Raw genomic sequence first — 18,416 nt, forward strand, 5'->3', positions numbered from 1 at the left:
GGCATGAGCCCGCGCGGCCGCCGTCGCGGCCGATACCAGGATCAGAAGTCAGAACTTTCTGACCCTGGTATCACTCCACCGTATCCTCCTGGCACTTGGGCGCTGTCGGTTCCACCGGTGGCGCCCATTCCTTTTTGGAGCCCAGCATGAGCGCCTTCACCGTCCGCCCAGGGTCGAAGGGCGGCTTCATAGACTTCGATGCCAATCTCAAAGCGTTTGCCGATTCCGTCGACGCCACCGTCGAGGTCGCCGCACGCAAGATCGCGCAGGCGCTCTACAACGGCGTCATCCAGCGAACGCCCGTCGACACCGGCTTCGCCAGGAGCCAATGGCAGATCCTCTTCGCTGGTGACGAAGTTGCGGTCCGTCCGGTCGGCGACCACACCGCTGAAGATTTGGTGAAGCTCTCGACCTACACCAAGGTCGCAACTGGCATGATCGTGATCGCCAACGGCGCGGCCTACATCAAGAAGCTGGAGTACGAGGGCCACAGCCCTCAAGCACCGGAGGGCATGGCTCGCGTCACGATGGCCGATGTCCAGTCCCAGATTGACACAATCATGCAGGCGGCCGCGCGCGAGGCCCGTCTCAGGGAGCGCTGACCGTGACCGTCACCAACGGCTACGGCGCCGAATTGCCGCTGCTTTTCGGGGTGTTGGAACAGGGGTGGATGAAGCGGCACAGTGCCTACCCTGTGGCGAAACCATGGGGGGCGGAAGTCAACAGGGACACCGACTGCAAGGTCGACGGCAAACCGATCCCATACCTCCGCTTGTCCCGCCGCGGCGCCGGCGGCCAACCTATCGAGTTCGGCAATCCCGGTTCCAACCAGCACGCTTTCACCAGCCTCTGCATCGTCGACATCTTCGTGCCGAAAGCCGACGGCGCACCGCTCGCATCCCAGTTCGGGGATGAGTTGATGGACGACTTCTCTGGCTTTTTCCGTGAGCCGGACTTGCTCCGCCTTCGGCGGATCGCCTACAGCGACGTCGGTGTGGAGTCCACCGGCGTCTGGTATCAGGGGTCGCTGACAATCACCTACGAGCGCTACCGCGCCCAATAGGGCGGATCGCTCCGGCCGAATCCAACACAGCAACCGTACTGCCACAGCGCCGCCGGCACCCGCCGCGCGGCCATTTTTGTGCCCATAGGAGGGGCAAACGATGGCAACCACCGGGTATAACGCCGCAGCGATCGAGACGACCGACGTCGTCATGTCCTACGGCCTGGAGGCGACGTGGGCGCAGCCCCCCGCGACAACCTTCCAGGCGTGGCGCATGACGTCCGAGGGCATGGCGGGCAAGAAGACCCGCTCGCGACCGGATGAGATCAACGACAGCGCGCAGGTCAGCACCGCCGTCACCACCCAGGAAGGAGCCGACGGCGCCATCAACTTCGCGCTGAGCTACGGCACCTACGACGACGCCTTCTGCTCTCTGCTGAACTCGTCCTGGTCGAACACCCTGAACATCGTCGGCGTCGGCGGCGATATCGCCTTCGTCGCCTCGGCCGGTGGCAACAAGATCACCAGCACGACGAACAGCAAGTTCCAAAACGTCCTGGTCGGCCAGTACATCAAGGTCATGGGCTGCGCCGCGGCGCCGGACGGCAATGGCGCAGCGTTCTTCGTGAAGGTCGACAGCAAGCCGGACAACCAGACCCTGATCGTCAGCGGCAAGGCGCTGGTCGCGGAAAGCCCCACCGGCACCGCCGTCTCCATCCGCGGGTCGATGATTCGGAACAGCAACGTCGTCCAGACCCTTTTCATTCAGAAGAAGTTGGGCGCGGCCGGCTACCTGACGTATCCGGGAAGCTTCGCATCGGGCGGCAACATCGACTGCCAGCAAGGCCAGTTCACATCGGGTTCGATCAACTACATCGCCAAGATCGAGAACAAGGCGACGGTCGACAGTTCCACCGGCGGCGTACTGCCGGCCCCAGCCGGCCCGGTGATCGACCCGATCGCCGGCATGCAGGCGCTGACCCTGAACGGCACGGCCATCGCGGCGTCGGTCAATTCGATGAAGCTCCAGTTCCAGAAGCAGGGAGCCGCCGCCCATTACGCGCTTCAGTCGGCCGGCGCGGTAATGATCACCAAGGGCAAGCTCGAGGTCACGGGCACCACGGAAATCTACTTCGCCGACTTCACCCTCTACGACCGCTTCAAATCCGAGGCGATGGACCCGCTGTCCTTCCGCCAGGTCGACGCGACCGGCTCCGCCTACGTGCTGACCATGCTGAAAGTCGCACTGATGAATCCGAAGGTGACCGCTGGCGGCCCGGGTCGCCCGGTGGTCGCGTCCTTCGAGTTGGAGGGCAACCCGGATCCCGCTACCGGCGCGACCTTCCAGATGGACCGCGCGGCCTGAGCGCCGGAAGAGGAATGATCATGCAGACCGAACAGACCGCCACTCTGACCCCGACCGGCAACCACACTTGGTCCATCACCATCGGCGGCGTCACCGATGAGGGCTTCCGCGTCGTCTGGCATGGTGATGGGCGGACCGAGTTCCGCCGGACCGAAGGCGGCGATGTCGAGCACGTCGTCGTGTCCGGGCTCGATGACGGTTTCCAGAAGACCGAGACCTCGCTCGAAGCCCCGGTCCTGTCGCTGAGCCACCCCGAGATGTGGCGAAAGACGGAACAGGTGGCGGTGGAGCAGGGAGCCGACACCACCTCGACCAACTCGACTGTGGAGCAACAGCCCGCGGCCGAGGTCACGGTGGCAGGCCCGGTTTCACCGCGTCGGCGCCGCACCGGTGGTGCCGGCGCCGATGACGCGGGCGGCGATGGATCGCCAGAGACCCCGGAGAGCTGACGCCCGCCTCACCGAATACCGAGACCCCGGCCCGACAGCCGGGAAACCTGTCCGCCGGCCGGCCGGCGGGGTGATGGCGCACGCCCATGACGGGAGCGCCACAGGGGCGGTGTGTCGGCGCCGCCCCGCCCTATCCAACCGACATTGGAAAGACAGAGACCATGAACGCTTTCGTGAATACCGACCTGACCACCGACTCCCTGGCCTCCGACGCGATGAATAACCGCGCTTTCTTCAATACCGACACCGCCCTGGAGTCGGTGACCGGCATCAAGGTGTATATCGGCGATTGGGGCTTTAAGACGAAGCGCGCGGGCGGCTCCAACAAGGCATTCAGCGCCCGCATGACCATCCTGCGCAAGCCCTATGAGCGCCTGCTGTCCGCCAAGCCGGGCCCCAACGACGAGGCGCTGGTCATCCAGCAGCAGGAGATCATGCAGAAGCTGCTGATCCGCGCCGCAGCCGAGAAGCTGCTCCTGCCGGAATGGGAGGGCGTCACCATGGCCGACCTCCATTCGTCGCTGGAAGACGGTTCGATGCCGAAGGGTATGACCGCGTCGGACCCGGCCCCTTACAGCGTCGAGAACGTGGTTCTGCTCTTCACACGCTTCCCGGAGAGCTTCGACGAGTTCTTCGGTGAAGCGTCCAAGATGGGCAATTTCCGCCGGCAGCTGGTGCAGGATCAGTCGGGAAACTCCGCGAGCGCCTGAGGTGGGCGCTCGATTGGGAGCCTAAACGGGGGTTCCTGGAGGGGTTGGTCCAATCGGGGATCGACCCCTACGCCCTCGACCATGAGCCGGATCCCGATCCGTATCTCGACTGGGTGTTCACAGCCTTTGGGCGGCTGAGCACCTGCCGATCCATCGGCATGGCGGCCGGGCACATTCCCTGGACCGCCATCATCCAATATGCCGGATCCTGCGGCATCGACGATGAGGATGAGGTCGATGATTTCGTCGACCTCATCATGGCGATGGACGGTGAATATTTGCGATCCAAACAAAATGAGGAGAGCAGTACTCCTTAGGGTGCTGCCCGCCCTCATTCCTTCGATGTATCACTCTTGGACTTTGAAAAGTCCGGCATATCGGGTGGAAGCCCGACGCCCGTCCTATAGGCCCTGACCCTTAGTTCCACGTTGCTTCGCTCAATCAAGTGTTCAGCGCTCTTCGAAAAATCTTCGCTAACGGAACGGGAACGGGACCCTAATGCAGTACCAAGTAGGAGTGATAGAGAGAATAGAGAAACACAGAAGCCAATCGCAACGCTTCTGATCCGGCTCTTACCGATGATGTAAACTACAAAGGCTCCTAAAAACGTTAGCGAGGCCGGAAGAAGCGCTGCGACTGCCGGAGCCCGACTTGCACCCGTTAGAAATCCAGAGACAATCCCGATAATCGTTAACGGCATTCCTGCCCCGAGACTCCGAAGGAATAATGTCCTTCCATTACCATAAAATATAGCCCGGCTATACAAATAGCCGACAATAATAAAAATTAAGTATACTATCAATGACATCACCAGCAGAAATCCTGCCGACCATATAGCCTCAATCAACAAATACAATTCCATTGAGATATTGACCCATGTCTCAACAAGTTGCACCTACAGATTTTTGCTACTTCTGCATTGAATCCGGCTTCACAAGTGATTTCAATGCAGGAACAGGTCTGACGTCCGGAATGCTAGGGGTCGGTACAGACAATGGCGGTGGCGGGACAGAGGATGGCGGTGCTATAACCTCAGGAGGTACATTGAAGGTGTTTCCAGGCAAAACAACTGGACCCTTTTGACTCACACTGACGCACTCAAGATGCTTCTTTCGTTCGGCAGAATCCAAAATGTCTCCCCGGATCAGTCTTTCCCTGAGTATGCGGCAGATATCATCCGACGCCTGAGATGATGCCGGGTGAAAATAACCGACAAACACCACCGATATCATCGGAAGCAGCACGACCCCGTTACGCATCATCGCACCCCAGAGGACAGACGCGGTTCGTTGCCGGTCATCATGTCAGGTTGCCCAACAATACACAATTACTAATTTAAGCAGTTTTGGTAAGAAAATAAACGCGCATAACGCTGCGGTTCAAGGATTTTCTCCATCAGGGCCAACCCCTCAAGCGCTCCAGATGAAAAGGCTTCTCCATGCCCGATGCAGTTCTTTCCGTAGGAATCGACGGGTCCGGCGCCGAGCAAGGGTCCCGTGCCGTCCGCCGGTCGCTGGAGGACATCAGCAACAGCGCACGCGACAGCATGGGTGCTGTCGACCGCTACAATTCCACGCTCGGCGCCGGCGGCACCGCCGCCGAACTGTTCGCCAAGCAGACCGCTACCATGACCGCGGGCATCAAGGCACTGGAGAGCAGCCTCGAAACCAGCACGCGTGCGGTCAACGACCTGAGCATGAAATTCGACGTCGTCCGTCAGGCGGCCAAGAGTGCCGTCACGTCTCTGCAGGACTTCGGGCGCACCAAGTTCACCGGCGACGTCACCGCACAGATGAACCGGCTTGCCGACGACATGGCCCGCGCCATGGATGCCGGCGGCAAGGGCGCAGTCACCGCGGCCCGCGCCGCCCAGCGGGACATCCTGACGCTCGCCAAGCAGCAACTCGACCAGCAGATGGCCTTGGTCCGTGAAGAGGCGCAGAAGCGCATCGCCGGTGCCCAGGAGGAGTGGGAGCGGATCAAGGATCTGCACAAGGGCGCGAAAACGGAGATCGCCGCCCAGGAGCGTGCTGCGGCTCAGCAGGCGCTGGAGCAGGCCAAGGCCGCCGCCGCCGCGGACATCGCCACGGCGAAGGCGGCAAACTCCGCTGTGCTCGCTGACCTGCGGAGCCGGACCAACGAGGTGATCGCGCTCAAGCAGCGCGAGGCCGCGGTACAGGCCGAATACGAGCGAGGCCTCGGTGCCGTTGCCAAGACGGAGCAGCAGCTCGACGGCGCACTGACCCGGCTGATCGCCACCGAGAAGTCGCACGCCAGCCAGGTGGCTACCGAAGCGCAAGACAACGAGCGGCTGCTCGCCGTCGTTCGTCGTGGCACAGAGGCGCGCGAAGCCAGCACAACCGCCATCACGGCCGAGACCGTGGCGCTGCGTGCGCATGCCGATGCCACCCAGCAGGCGGGCCGCTATTCCGTGAGCAACGGTGGGCTGCTGTCCACCAACATCCCCGCGCCAGCATCTGTCACGCCTGCCCAGCCGTCGCAGACTGGTGCGAACCTGGAACAGGAGAAGGTTGATGTCCTTGCCCTGACGGACGCCCTCGACAAGCTGACCCTTCGGTACGATTACGAATCCGCTGCCATCGCCCGGCGCAATGAAGCGCTGGACACCCTGCATGCTGCCCGCCGGGTCGGTGTCTTGGACGACGAAGGCGAGTATGAGCGGCTCCGCAAGCTGGTGTCGGGCGAACAGGCCCAGGCCGATGCGCTGGTCGCACTGAAGGGCCAGTACAGCGGCGTGTCCGAGGCGCAGCGCCACTACACGACCGAAGTCGAGCGCGTCACGAAGATCCTGGATGCCGCCGGCGCGTCCGACCAAGACCGTGCCGCCATCCTGCGCGAGGTGGCGCAGGCCTATGATCCGGCCATCGCCGCACAGAAGAAGGCGACGCAGGATGCCGAGCGGCTGGCAGCGGAGAATGACCGCCTCGCCGCGTCCTACGTTTCCCTGATGGGGAAAATCGATCCAACGGTCAAGAAGCAGAACGAATACGAGCAGGCGCTTGCGCAGGTCGTCGCCTATCACGCCAGCGTCGGCAGCAGCACAGAAGCCATGGCCGCGGATATGGACCGCGTGAAAAACGCCATGGGTCCCGCTGCGATCGAAGCGCAGAAGGAGGCCGATGCGGTCACCAAGCTCCTGGACCGCCTGGATCCGACGGCCAAGAAGTCCCGCGAACTCGCCGCCGATCAGGAACTGCTCCGCAAGGCCATGGCCGCCGAAGGCGCCGATGTCGCCAAACTCACCGCGGCGATGGAGAAGCTGAACGCCGAACAGGACCGTCTCGGCAAGGGCACGTCCAAGGGCGAAGCCCGGATGAACCAACAGGTTCTGGGCTCCGTCGGCGTCAATACGATCCAGTCCCTGGCATCCGGCATTCCGCTCGAAACCGTCGCCATGACGCAGGGCACCCAGTTGCTCACGCTCCTACAAGGCGGCAGCGCTGCGCTCCTTGGCTATGCCGCGGCCGCGGCTGCAACAGTTGGGCCTGTGGTCGCGCTCGGGATCGCCGTCAACAATTACACCGGCTCGCTGCGCGAACTTGATCGTGTGAATCGCCTGACCGGCAACAGCACAGGCATGACTACGGCGCAGATCGTCGCCCAGGCTGACGCGGCTGCCGCAGCAGCGGGCATCTCGCGCAGCGCCGCTCGCGATCTTGAAACGCAGTACGCCGGCACCGGCCGCATCGGCGGCCAGATGCTGGAGCAAGTCACCCGCGCGACGAAGGACTGGGCCGTCGCGACTAGACAGGACATGGACACCGCGAGCAAAGAGCTCGCCGGCATGTTCACCGACCCGGCCCGCGCGGCGGAGGAGTTGACCAAAAAGTACGGGTTCTTCTCTGACGCGCAGTTGCAGGTCATCAAGAACTACCAGGTACAGGGCGACCTGGAACAGGCGCAGACGCTTCTGCTCGATGGAATTCGCTCCCGCACGCAGGGTGCCGCAGAAAACGTCGCTTGGTACGCCAAAGCCTGGGAATCGGTTTCGACCCACATCAGCGACGCCGCAGATGCCTTCGCGAGATATGCGAGCGACACGAGGACAGTGGGGCAGCTGAAGGCCGTCGCTGATAAAGCGGCTACCGACTACAAGGCTGATCCGAACGGCAGCAATTGGGTCAATGGCGCGAAGTTGACGACCAAGGAGATCGCTGACCAAACCGCGGCTGACTATTCCCGCGCCTTCCAAAATGCAGAAGCCGATTCCTGGTTCGCCGTCATCGAAAAGGGCAACGGAGACTTCAAGCGTCTCCAATCCTCGGTCATGGACTTCGCCCGCTCGGTCGACCCGGCCAAGAACGCCACCCAGGCCTACGCCAATGCCGAAGGTCTGCTGAACAACGCAATCAAGGCCGGCGCCACCACGAAGGACGAGGCGGCCCGCCTACTGAAGCTTTACCGGGACCAGCTCGAACAAAGCATCAGCCCAGCGAAGACCTTCGCGACCGAGATGGAGCGGCAGGCCCGCGTCATGGAGGCGGCAGCCGGCAGAGCGCGTGACTTTGAGCAGCAGCGTCAGGCGGTTCTCCAAAAGCGTGGTGCACAGCCAAGCGACAGCCTGACCGGTACGGAGACGGCAGACATCAACCAGGGCCTGGACCGCAAATACGCGGCCGAGGGGACCGACCGGCACCGCACGGCACAGGAAGCCATAGCCGACGCACGGATCCTTGCTGCCGCGACGGCATCCCTGTCCCAGCCGGCCATCATCGCCGCACAGGCGCAGGCCGCGTTCAACAAGGTGATCCGGGAGACGACTGACACCACTCATCCCCTTGGTAATATCCAAGCTGCGCAGCAGGCCAAGCAGGACGCCCTCACGAAGAGCACCATCGAGTGGTCGACGCAAGTAGACGCCTCAGTTGCATCCGCGAATCTCGCCGTTGCCGCCGCGCAGCGGCTGGCAGCAGCCCAGGCGCAGGGTGGCGATATTGCCGCAGCCCAGGCGCAGGCGATGAACGTCTATGCCGAACAGACCGCCCGCGGGGTCGACCCGACACGCGCGCTTGCCCTGGCGCAGGCTGAACTGCAAAAGTCCATGGTGTCGCTGGCGGGCCAGCAGGCGGCCTGGAACCGTGACATGCGGGAGCAGATCGACGCTGCCCAGCGCCTCGCACAGGCGGAGTCCGTCTCCGGTGCAGCGGTCGCCGAAGCGACGATCCAGAATAAGGCCCGCGCACAGGCACTGAAGGAAGGCGTCGGACTTGAGTCCGATCGCGCCCGCGCAATCGAGGCGGGCACCCGCGCCCTGGAGGCGCAAAATGCTGTCGCGCGCGTCAACAATTCGATCCGGCAGGGAAACCAGGATCTGAAGGTCGCCCGAGCCGAATATGACCTCCTCGGTGCGTCGAATGCCGAGCGGGAGCGCTCGGTCGCCATCCTCAAGGCCACGCTGGAGGTCCAGAACTCCGCGGACTGGCAGGCCGTTCCGCAAGCGACCCGTGATGCCTGGATCGCCCAGGCTGGCGCGGTGGCTGAATACAAGTCCCGCGTGGCCGATGCGACCGAGACCAGCCGGGATTTTGCCAACGTCATCAGCAAGGGCTTCGAGGACGCTCTGCTGGGCGGGGAGAAGCTGTCGAACGTGTTCAAGGCGCTCGCCAAGGACATCGAGCGCGTGTTCCTGCGTAGCTTCGTCACCAAGCCGATGGAGGGATGGATCCAGGGCACGATGACGAAGCTGCTGTCGCCAACCCCCGCCAACGACAACATGGTCAAGGCGGTGAACGACAACGATCCGGGCGGCTACCGAGCTGCGTTCGAGCGCTTGGGAAGTGCCGGTTCTGCTGCCGGCTCGCTCGGCACCCGCGGCAACCCGATGATCGTGCAGTTCGGGGATGGCAACGCTGCGCTGAACTTCAGCGCAGCGACCAACGCCGGACCGATGCCGGTGGCGATCAAGGACGGCGGGCAGGTTGTCGACATGCTCCGGTCGGAGGCACGCGCGCAGGGCGTGCCGGAGGATGTGGTGCTGGCGGTCGCCAAGATCGAGAGCAATTTCCGCCAGTACCGCGACGATGGCCGGCTGCTGACCTCCAGCGCCGGGGCGCAGGGCGTCATGCAACTGATGCCGGGCACGGCCAAATGGCTCGGCGTCGATGCGTCCGACACGCAGCAGAACATCCAGGGCGGGGTGAAATTCCTGTCTATGCTCGGCCGGCAGTTCGGCGGCAACTGGACCAACGCCATCGCCGCCTACAATGCCGGCCCGACGCGGGTGCAGCAGCACCTGACCCAGGGCCGCGCCCTGCCGGCCGAGGCGGTGACCTACGTCGAGCGGTTCGGGAAGACCGTCCAGACCGTCAGCACCGATGTCTCCACCATGGGCGCCCGCGTCGGTGGCGTGACGAAGGCGCAGGAGGACGCGCTCCAGGCCCAACTGGACGCGGTGGATGTCCAGCGCACCGCCATCGACAGCACGCAGACGCTGACCGTCACACAGCAATCGTGGGTGGACAGCGCGCTGGGTATGACCAGCGTCACCAAGGACGCCTCTTCCGTCATCGAGGTGCAGAGCCGGGCGGTCAGCCACATCGGCGAGGGCGCCATCAGCGCCGCCGACGGGCTGGCCCAGGCCGGCGACAGCGCGACCAAGTTCGGCGATGCCGCGACCGACGGCGCCGACACCTTCCTGGGCGGCCTCTCGAAGATGCTGGGCGGCGCGAGCGACTGGCTCGGCGGCCTCTTCGGGGGCGGCAACAGCCAGCAGCAGAAGGTCATCAAAAACGCCGACGGCTCCACCAGCTTCGCGCCGGCGACGCAAGGCGTTGGCGGCTCGTGGCTGTCTCAGCCGGTCTTCAAGGAGGACAACGCCCAGCGCCTGTTCGATGCTGGGCAGTCGGGGTCTTGGCAGAACGGGCAGTGGAGCAACACGTCGGCGGGCGGCACGACCTGGGGGCAAGTGATCCAGGGCGTCGGCGGCATCGCCAGTGGTGCTCTGACCGCGACCCAGAAGGGCGCGACCGCCGGCCAGAAGATCGGTGGCGGCCTCATGGCGGCCGGCGGCGTGGCGGCGATGATCCCCGGCGGTCAAATCGTCGGCGGCGTCATGATGGCGGCTGGCGCGCTGCTGTCGGCCGTCACCGGAGCGAAGGACCGGGGCGAGAAATACTCGATCTCGCACATCACACTGGGCGAAAACGGCAAGTATGCGCTGGGCGCGTTCGATCAGGACAATGGCGGCGATCCCACACGCTTCAATTCAGACGCCAGCAAGGTAGCGAAGGGCCTGAACGACATCGCGGCCCGGCTGAACCTGACGCCGAAGGCCGGCGACAGCTACATCGACAGCAAGCACAAATCGGCGGAGCAAGCCGCCCTTGAGCTGCTGAAGGGGATGAAGTCGGGCGTGCCGGAAATCGCCTACGCCATCGCGCACGAGAGCGCGACGTCGTTGGAGGATATGCTGTCGCACTTGGAATTCGCGAACAGCTTCAACGATCAAGTCCAGGCGCTGCGCTCGTCGATCTCCGACCTGTTCAGCCAGTTCCAGACCGGGGTGGACAGCGCCAACACCTTCGGCGCGTCGTTGTTGGACGTCATCGACAACGCGCAGACAGTTTTTGCCGTCAGCTCCGGTGCCAAGCTGCCGGGCTTCGCCCGCGGGACGGTCTCCGCGCCTTCGGGCTGGGCTGTCGTTGGCGAAGAAGGGCCGGAAGTCGTCCGGCTCGGCGGCGGCGAGCGGATTTGGAATGCTCGCGAGTCCGCCCAGATGCTGGCCGGGCTGGGGCAGGGTCGCGATGACACCCTGATCCACCTGCGCAGCACGGACGAACTGTCCGCGGTCCGTCGCGCGCTGGGCATGAACGGCAAGGTGAACCCGGTCACAGGGCTGCTCGGCTTCGACGACAGCGGCGACGGTGTCGGATCCGACAACAGCCCTGGCGGCGAGCGCGACACCCCGGGCAGCGGCACGTCTCAGGGAGATACGGGCAGCGGCTACGGCGTAGACAGCAATGGCAACAGCAACTCCTCCGATGGATTCGGTGGCTTCCTGGATGCGATCGGTGAGGCGCTTGACAGCGTCAACGAGGCGCTCAGCGAAGCGGTCGGAATTCCAGCGCAAGAGACCCAGGCCCTTGCCGGCATGGTGGGGATTTTTGGGACAGCTGCCATCGGCGGCATGCGCGCGGCAGCCGAGACGCTTGGCGGCTTTTTGGAGTCGACCTTCGGAGCCGGCGAGGCCGGCTCGGTGTCTGGGCCGGGCGATCCGGGCGGAACAGCCAGCGGTGGCGGGAGCTACGACCCCGGCGTATTGGAGACACTGACGCGCCTGCGCGACGTGATCGCCGCCGATCCGAATGGCGCGCAGGCCAACGCCCTCATTGGCGCGGCGGCGGTAGGAGGCCCGCGGAACGCCACCGTCCAGCAGATCGCGGACGCGCCGTGGAAAGTCTTCGCCGGGTCGCAGGACGATCCGCTGGGGGCTCTGGAGGAACTGGACACCGCCGCGCAGCAACTGCTGGCCAGCACCGGCCAAATCCCCGACGTCCTTCAGCGGGCGCTTGACGGCGCGAATGCCTATGCCGTCGAGCTGGGGATTGCACCCGCGACCGCAGCCCGGCAGATGCAGGAGGAGCAGGCGCAACAAAAGGCCGACGCGCTTCAGGTGCAGTTCGATGCCGTCGGGCTGGTCAAGGACCGGATCGCGGAGCTGAACAGCGTCGTCGTCTCGCTTGGTGACAGTACTTTTTCGCCGATCGGCAAGGACTTTGACGCCCTGGCCACGGACATGAAGAAGGCGGCGGATGCTTATGTCGCCGCCGGCCAGTCCGTGCCTGACGGTCTCTTCGGTGCGCTCAACCAGATGGAGGCGCTGGGGGCTGTCCGAAAGCGCCTCTTGGACGAGGTGGCGGGCGTCACCGTCGAGACCAGCCCGGAAGAGCAGAAGGTCGAGCAGTTCCGTGGGAAGTGGAGCACCACCGCCACCGATCTGGTCAAGGCTTTTGCCAGCGTGGGCATCATCGGGGACGAACTGGCGGCGAAGCTCAATGAAGGCTTCTCGAATGACCTGCGGAAGGAGCAGGGCTCTTACAGCGACAGTCTGGACACCGCCTTCCGCAAGTCCAAGGGGGAGGAGGGCTATGACAGCGCCGTTGGCCTGATCGACGCCTACAAGACGTCGGTGAAGGACGTCACCGCCCTCTGGCCGGAAGGCACCGCCCGCGCCGAGCAGATGGCGAAGGTCACCGGCGCTCTGACCAACAACATGGAGGGCTTGGTCAAGTCGGGCAGCATCACCAGCGCCAGCCTTCAGCAGATCATCACCGCATTCGGCGCCACGCCGGAGGTGGTGAACGCGGCGCGGGCAGCACTCCAGGCACTGGCCGACGCGACGGCGGAGGCGGCCCGGTCCTTCAATGCCGGCATCGATTCCCGGATGTACGCCGCGCTGGGCAACAGCCGCGGCTCCGGCCTGATCACCCTGGACGAGCAGCAGCGCCAGGAGCTGAAGACCGCTCAGGATGCTGGCCGCGACACGACGCAACTGCAACAGGTCCAGGCGGCGGAACGGGCGGCGCAAGCCTTCCAGTTGGCCCAACAGGACATCCTCGCCGCCTATGACCAGCAGATCAGCGCCCAACAGGACCTGATTTCGGAGCTGCAGGAGGGTGCCGTCGCCGCGGCGGCGGTCGCCCGCCAATTCCGGCAGGCCTACGACAGCTTGGCGCTCAGCGACAACAGCCCGCTGGGCGCTTACGACAAGCTGCTGGAGGCTCGTCGGCAATTCGAGGAAGCCTACAGCACCGCGACCAGCGGAACTGCCACCGACACGGAAAAGACAGCGGCGGAGTCGTTGCTCCAGCAGCTCGGCCCCACCGTCGTCCAGTTGGCGAACGCCTACTTCGCCAACAGCGACAGGTCCGATTACGACCGCGTCCGTGCCGTGTTCGATCAACTCGGAACGCTGCCGGTCAACGCCGATCTCGGCACAGCCGATCAGCAGCTTCAGGCTGCCCAGGACCAACTTTCGGAGCTACAGAAGGCCCGGGCGGAGGCTGCCCGGATCGGAGAACGGCAGTATGGGGCAATCAGCGGCCTCAAGGACGTTATGGATCAGTCGTATGCGGTCTGGCAGGCTGCCTTGGGTCCGCTCAAGGCTCTGACCGGCACCAACGACAACACACCGCACTACGGCGCTCCGGCGGCGGTGCAATCGGCATGGGACGGGCTGTCGGCCGAGCAGCAGCACGGCATCGCCCGCGCCATGGGCTGGGGCGGCGATATCGACGAAGCCTTCAATATCTGGCTGGCGACCGACAAGACCCGGGCTGCGACCTTCGAGGGCAACGTCACTACCGTCGGCAGCGGGGCGCGGTATGGCGCTCCAGAAGATGTGCAGCGAGCCTGGGACGGGCTGACCCAGATGCAGCAGGCCGCCGCGGTCAAGGCGGCCGGCTACGACGGCGGTGTGGATGCCGGGCTGAACGCCTGGGTGAAGCTCGGCCACCAGGCCGCCTTCGAGGCGGCAGTTCGTGCGGCCGCGCACACCGCCGGCGTGCCGGGCTTCGCCGTAGGCACCATGTCGACGCCTCCGGGCGCGGTGTGGGTCGGCGAAAAGGGGCCGGAGTTGCTATGGCAGGGTGGCGCCGCAGCGGTGGCGTCGTCCGCAGACAGCATGCGGATCTACGACATGTGGCAGTCCGCTGCCAATGACCGCCTGCCCTACGGAATTCCGTCGATCGGCGATCGATCAACGGTAGCTCCGACACCAGAGCGCTTCGACCTGTCCCCCCTCGTCCGACAGGTTGCAGAACTCACCCGTGAGGTCAAGGAACTGCGCGCCGAGCGGAGCAAGGACGCGCGCCGGAAAGAGGCGCTCGACGAACAGGCAATCATCACCAACGCTGCCGGCCATGAGCGCACCGAAACAGCGCTCCGCCGGCAGAGAGACCGGGACCGCGCGGCATGATCCACCTCGTAGAAATCGGCTGCTACGTCAACGCGACGTCGGCGAGCACCCACACGGTCGGAACGGGGCTGAAAGGCTTCGTCCTGACCTCCGGGCCGCAGGCCACCGTGTGGATGACCCTCCGCGTGGAGGCGACAGACGGATCCGGTGCCTGGATGGAAGGGCTGGTGGCATGGGCGGACGCCACCGGCTTCGCGCTCAGCGTCAAGACGACCGGCGGAATCGGCACCCATGCCGGGTGGAAGCTGGCCGCCGGCACGCTGCGCTTCTCGAATGAGGAATACGACACCGCCACCGCGCCGGGCCCATACGAGCCCATCATCACTCCCGAGGGGTATGCACAGGGATCCGTCAGCCTCCATGGAGACGGAAAGTCCTTCGGCGCGGCCGACGTCGAAAAGGGGCTGATCAAGATCATCAACGCCGGCCTCCGGGACCATCTTCGACGCTACGCCTATTTCGGCAGGCTGGCACGAGAGTTGATCGTCTCCGATGCCGGCGCCGATTACAGCACGGCCACTGTCGTCCGTACCGGCACGGTCGAGCAGCCTGTCGTCAGCAAGGAGGACGTGCTCTTCCGCTGGCGCGGCAAGCTGTCCGATCTGGACAGCCGGTGGCAATCGTCCACCTATCCCGGCACCGGGGCCGGTGGCATGTCGACCGTGGGAGGTGAGGGGCTGAAAGACCAGCCCCGCCCTCGGCTGCGCGGCTACCGGCCGCAGATCGAGCCGGTACCGACCAACAACGTCGGCGACCTTCGGCAGATCAGCGACCGGCGCATCCACGGCGTCGCCGACGGCCGCAATCGGGGCGCCCCCATCACCGTAGGGACGAAGTGCAACACCCTCCAGGTGCTGAAGGACTCCACCCCCGCGTCCGGCTCCTTCAACTGGTATGATGGCTCCGACGGCGATGGCGCCTGGTGCAAGACCACCTTTGGGTCACAGGGCGGCGTCTTCACCTTGGCGGCATGGGAGGGAGCGACGCCGGCCGCCCGGACCCTGGCCCAGGTCTGGCGCAGGATTCTGATCGAGGATTGCGGCTACACGGACAGTGACATCTCTGGAGCCGACGTGTCCGCGCTGGACACGGCCTGTCCCTGGGAAGCGGGGGTCTGGGCCGGCACATCCGAACGCACCAAGAAAGACGTTCTGGACGAACTGTGCGGTGGCGTCGCCGGTTACCATGATGACGATTTGAGCGTCTGGCGCATTGTCTTCGACGGTGCCGCCGCCAGCGAGACGGTGTTGACCTTCCGAGAGCTCGTCGGTTCCGACGAGGATGCGCCCTTCGGTCACGTGCCCTATGTCGACCTGGAACTGGTCGCCAGTAATGACGATACGCGCGGATTGCCGGTCTGCGGCGTCGACATCCAGTTCGCGCCGCGCGACCGGAAGCTGGACGCCGGAGACCTTGCGGGCGACAGCACATCGGCCACCGACCCGGTGGGTGGCGCGGACATCCGCGCGCAGATCACCAGCGAGTCGCTGACCGCGACGTGGCCCACCACGGTTGACGGCAAGGATGCGGCGGTCATCGCCCTGTGGGGCGAGCGGCGGCTGCCCGTCAAGACCGCGCTGCGCTACCGCTCCGATGCGCTCGCACTCGCCCAGCGGCTGTTCGCCGTCCACTCGGTTCCGCGCGATCGCTTCACCCTCACCTCTTTCCTCAACGAGGAAACTCTCGTCGCACGGCCAGGAGCCTGCGTCATTGCGCAATCGAGCCGGTATGGCCTGTCGGTCGGCAAAGCGCTGCGCGTCAACGGGCGCCAGTTGGAAGGACAGTCAATGAAGTTGGACCTGATGGAGATCGCGCTATGAGCAACGTCAACGCGATCATCGGCTTCGACAAGTGGACCGGCCAGTTCATCTTCGAGGCTGGTGGTAGAGCCTGGGATCCTGACCGGCCGGTGACGAATCTCGGATCGATGCCGCTCTATCGCGTGGGCCAAACGGCGTCCGGGAACGTCGCAGATACATCATTCATTGCTCGATCACCGACGCCGGTGCCTGTCGGGCTGCTGGCCTTCGTCGGCCACGACGCCGATGGCGACGACACCTTCGACATCGAATTGTTCGCCGATTTCGACATGCATGAGCCTGTTCAGGCCATCTTGGGCGAAGAATTCTGGCCCATCGTCTACGACCGGAGCGCTCTGCCGTTCGAGCACGAGTCTTTCTGGACCGGCAAGCTCTCAGCTCGGCAGCGCGCGAAGAAGCGGACGCCGGTCCGGCCGGTTTGGCTGCCAACCCCCGTCATGGTCCAAGCAATCCGAGTAACGATGCGCCGAGACAGGCCGGCGGTGGGTCCTTTCCGGATCAGGATGTTCGAGATCTGCCTCGGGCATCAGGTGTCGATCAACCCCTCCTTCGGAATGAGCTACGGCTTCAACTTTCGAACGACGGCTCTTCAGGCCGCCTGTGGGCACAAGGAATTCAACAGGCTTCCAAAGGCTCCGACCTGGAAGGGTACCATCGATTACCTACCCACGGACGAAGCGCGTCAGCGCATGCATGACGCAAACGAAGAATATGACCTAGATACGCCGTTTCTATTCTTCCCCTTCCCAAGCCGGAAGGTGGATTGGCTCCGCATGTGCAACTTCGTCCGCAACGTTGATCCAACGCCGTTCCGGATCGTCACGGATGAATACGACGAAGTCCCATTCTCCTTTGAAGGGGTTCTCTGATGGTGATGTTGAAGGGCAAGGAATACACCGGCGCTGACCTCGGCACCAATTTCGGCCACAAGCGGAAGACCCAAGCCGGTGCCGACGGAGTAACCCGCGACCAGTGGGAGAACCTCTTCGTCGATGCAGTGGCAGAAGTTGGCGAGCACGCACTGGAGGCGGCTTCTCTGCGCCAGCAAGCAATCGATGCCGTTGCTCAAATTGCCCCATCAGTGCCCATCGTCACGGCGGCTCGCGACCAAGCTGTTGCTGCCGCCAACACCGCCGCCGGCATCGTTCAATCGGTCGACGTCGTGGATCGCGCCGGTATCCCGCCCATCTTGGATTTTCCCTTCAGCGGCCCGGCCGCTGTCCCTTCCGGCGTCATCACCGGATCGTCGGGCAAGTGGGTGACCGGGCAATCCGGCCTGCTGACCTATGTGCCGGCCGGTACGGCGCCCATCGAGTACGACCCGATCACATCGGCGTTGCGTGGTCTTCGTGTCGAGCTTGCTACCACGAATCTCATCCTTGGCAGCGACGCCCCATCGACACAGGCGGTCAGCGTCACGGCGCAGGCTTACACCCTGAGCTTTTACGGCACCGGCACGGTCACGCTGTCCGGTGCCTACGCTGCTTCCGTAACCGGCACAGGAGCATTCCCGGCGCTGAAGACGCTGACGTTCACGCCGGCCGCAGGCACGCTGATGCTGACCATTTCGGGGGCTGTCCAGTTTGCCCAGTTCGAAACTGGCGTACTCCCGACGAGCTACACACGCACGGTGGGCTCAACCGTCACTCGCGCGGCCGACGTCAATGCTCTACTACTATCCGCAGTAGCCGGTTGGAGCGCCGCCGAAGGGACTGTGGTAATCCGGGGCCGGACCGCTCTCGGCATGGGCTCGACCGGACAGGTGCTGTGGTGCATGGACGACGGCACCGGATCAAATAGGTTCTTCATCTATCGAGAGACCAATCGGATTGTCTACGCACTAACCCAGGTTGGGGGCGTCACGCAGTCGAGTCTTGGTCTCGGCTCCGTAGCTGACGACGCTGCAATTTGCGTCTCGTTCTCATGGGCCGCAAATTCTTTTGTCGCGTCTCTGAACGGAGGGACTGTCGTCACGGCATCATCGGGCAGCATCCCTTCTGGGGTGACAACGCTGCGGATCGGCTCGCTGGTTGGATCGTCGGCGCCCTGGAACAGCACGATAGCGCGCCTGACGCAGTTCCCGCGGCGCCTGTCCAACGCGACCCACCCTCTCCTGACCGCGTGAGGCTGAC

Annotated in this window: 10 protein-coding genes; all 10 read left to right on the forward strand. The window is 64.4% G+C overall.

Annotation, left to right across the window (positions count from 1 at the left end; genetic code table 11):
• The first annotated feature begins 146 nt into the window (after positions 1 to 146).
• The 10 genes from ABMY26_RS00275 (at position 147) to ABMY26_RS00320 (ending at position 18,409) form a co-directional block, all read left to right on the forward strand.
• Positions 147 to 602, forward strand: coding sequence for an HK97 gp10 family phage protein (locus ABMY26_RS00275; RefSeq protein ID WP_372393969.1), 456 nt, complete (start codon positions 147 to 149; stop codon positions 600 to 602).
• Between the two features lie 2 nt (positions 603 to 604).
• On the forward strand, positions 605 to 1,063 hold the full coding sequence (locus tag ABMY26_RS00280) for a hypothetical protein (RefSeq protein WP_372393971.1): 459 nt from the start codon (positions 605 to 607) through the stop codon (positions 1,061 to 1,063).
• Positions 1,064 to 1,163: 100 nt separating this feature from the next.
• Positions 1,164 to 2,369: a phage tail tube protein gene (locus ABMY26_RS00285; protein ID WP_372393973.1), complete on the forward strand. Its 1,206-nt coding sequence runs from the start codon at positions 1,164 to 1,166 to the stop codon at positions 2,367 to 2,369.
• 20 nt (positions 2,370 to 2,389) lie between these two features.
• On the forward strand, positions 2,390 to 2,818 hold the full coding sequence (locus ABMY26_RS00290) for a hypothetical protein (RefSeq protein ID WP_372393975.1): 429 nt from the start codon (positions 2,390 to 2,392) through the stop codon (positions 2,816 to 2,818).
• A gap of 161 nt (positions 2,819 to 2,979) precedes the next feature.
• Complete coding sequence (locus ABMY26_RS00295; protein WP_372393977.1) at positions 2,980 to 3,528, forward strand: hypothetical protein; 549 nt, start codon at positions 2,980 to 2,982, stop codon at positions 3,526 to 3,528.
• Between the two features lie 44 nt (positions 3,529 to 3,572).
• The gene (locus ABMY26_RS00300; protein ID WP_372393979.1) at positions 3,573 to 3,845 is read left to right on the forward strand and encodes a hypothetical protein; all 273 of its coding nucleotides are present in this window, start codon (positions 3,573 to 3,575) and stop codon (positions 3,843 to 3,845) included.
• Between the two features lie 1,121 nt (positions 3,846 to 4,966).
• On the forward strand, positions 4,967 to 14,464 hold the full coding sequence (locus tag ABMY26_RS00305; protein ID WP_372393981.1) for a phage tail length tape measure family protein: 9,498 nt from the start codon (positions 4,967 to 4,969) through the stop codon (positions 14,462 to 14,464).
• Complete coding sequence (locus tag ABMY26_RS00310) at positions 14,461 to 16,284, forward strand: hypothetical protein (RefSeq protein ID WP_372393983.1); 1,824 nt, start codon at positions 14,461 to 14,463, stop codon at positions 16,282 to 16,284. Before ABMY26_RS00305 ends, ABMY26_RS00310 begins: the two co-directional genes overlap by 4 nt.
• Positions 16,281 to 17,153 carry a hypothetical protein gene (locus ABMY26_RS00315; protein ID WP_372393985.1) on the forward strand — a complete coding sequence of 291 codons (873 nt, stop codon included), beginning with the start codon at positions 16,281 to 16,283 and terminating at the stop codon, positions 17,151 to 17,153. Before ABMY26_RS00310 ends, ABMY26_RS00315 begins: the two co-directional genes overlap by 4 nt.
• On the forward strand, positions 17,153 to 18,409 hold the full coding sequence (locus tag ABMY26_RS00320) for a hypothetical protein (protein ID WP_372393986.1): 1,257 nt from the start codon (positions 17,153 to 17,155) through the stop codon (positions 18,407 to 18,409). The genes ABMY26_RS00315 and ABMY26_RS00320 overlap by 1 nt, the downstream gene beginning before the upstream one ends.
• Positions 18,410 to 18,416 lie beyond the last annotated feature (7 nt).

This window comes from Azospirillum sp. HJ39, assembly GCF_041507355.1.
In the GTDB taxonomy this organism is placed as follows: domain Bacteria; phylum Pseudomonadota; class Alphaproteobacteria; order Azospirillales; family Azospirillaceae; genus Azospirillum; species Azospirillum thiophilum.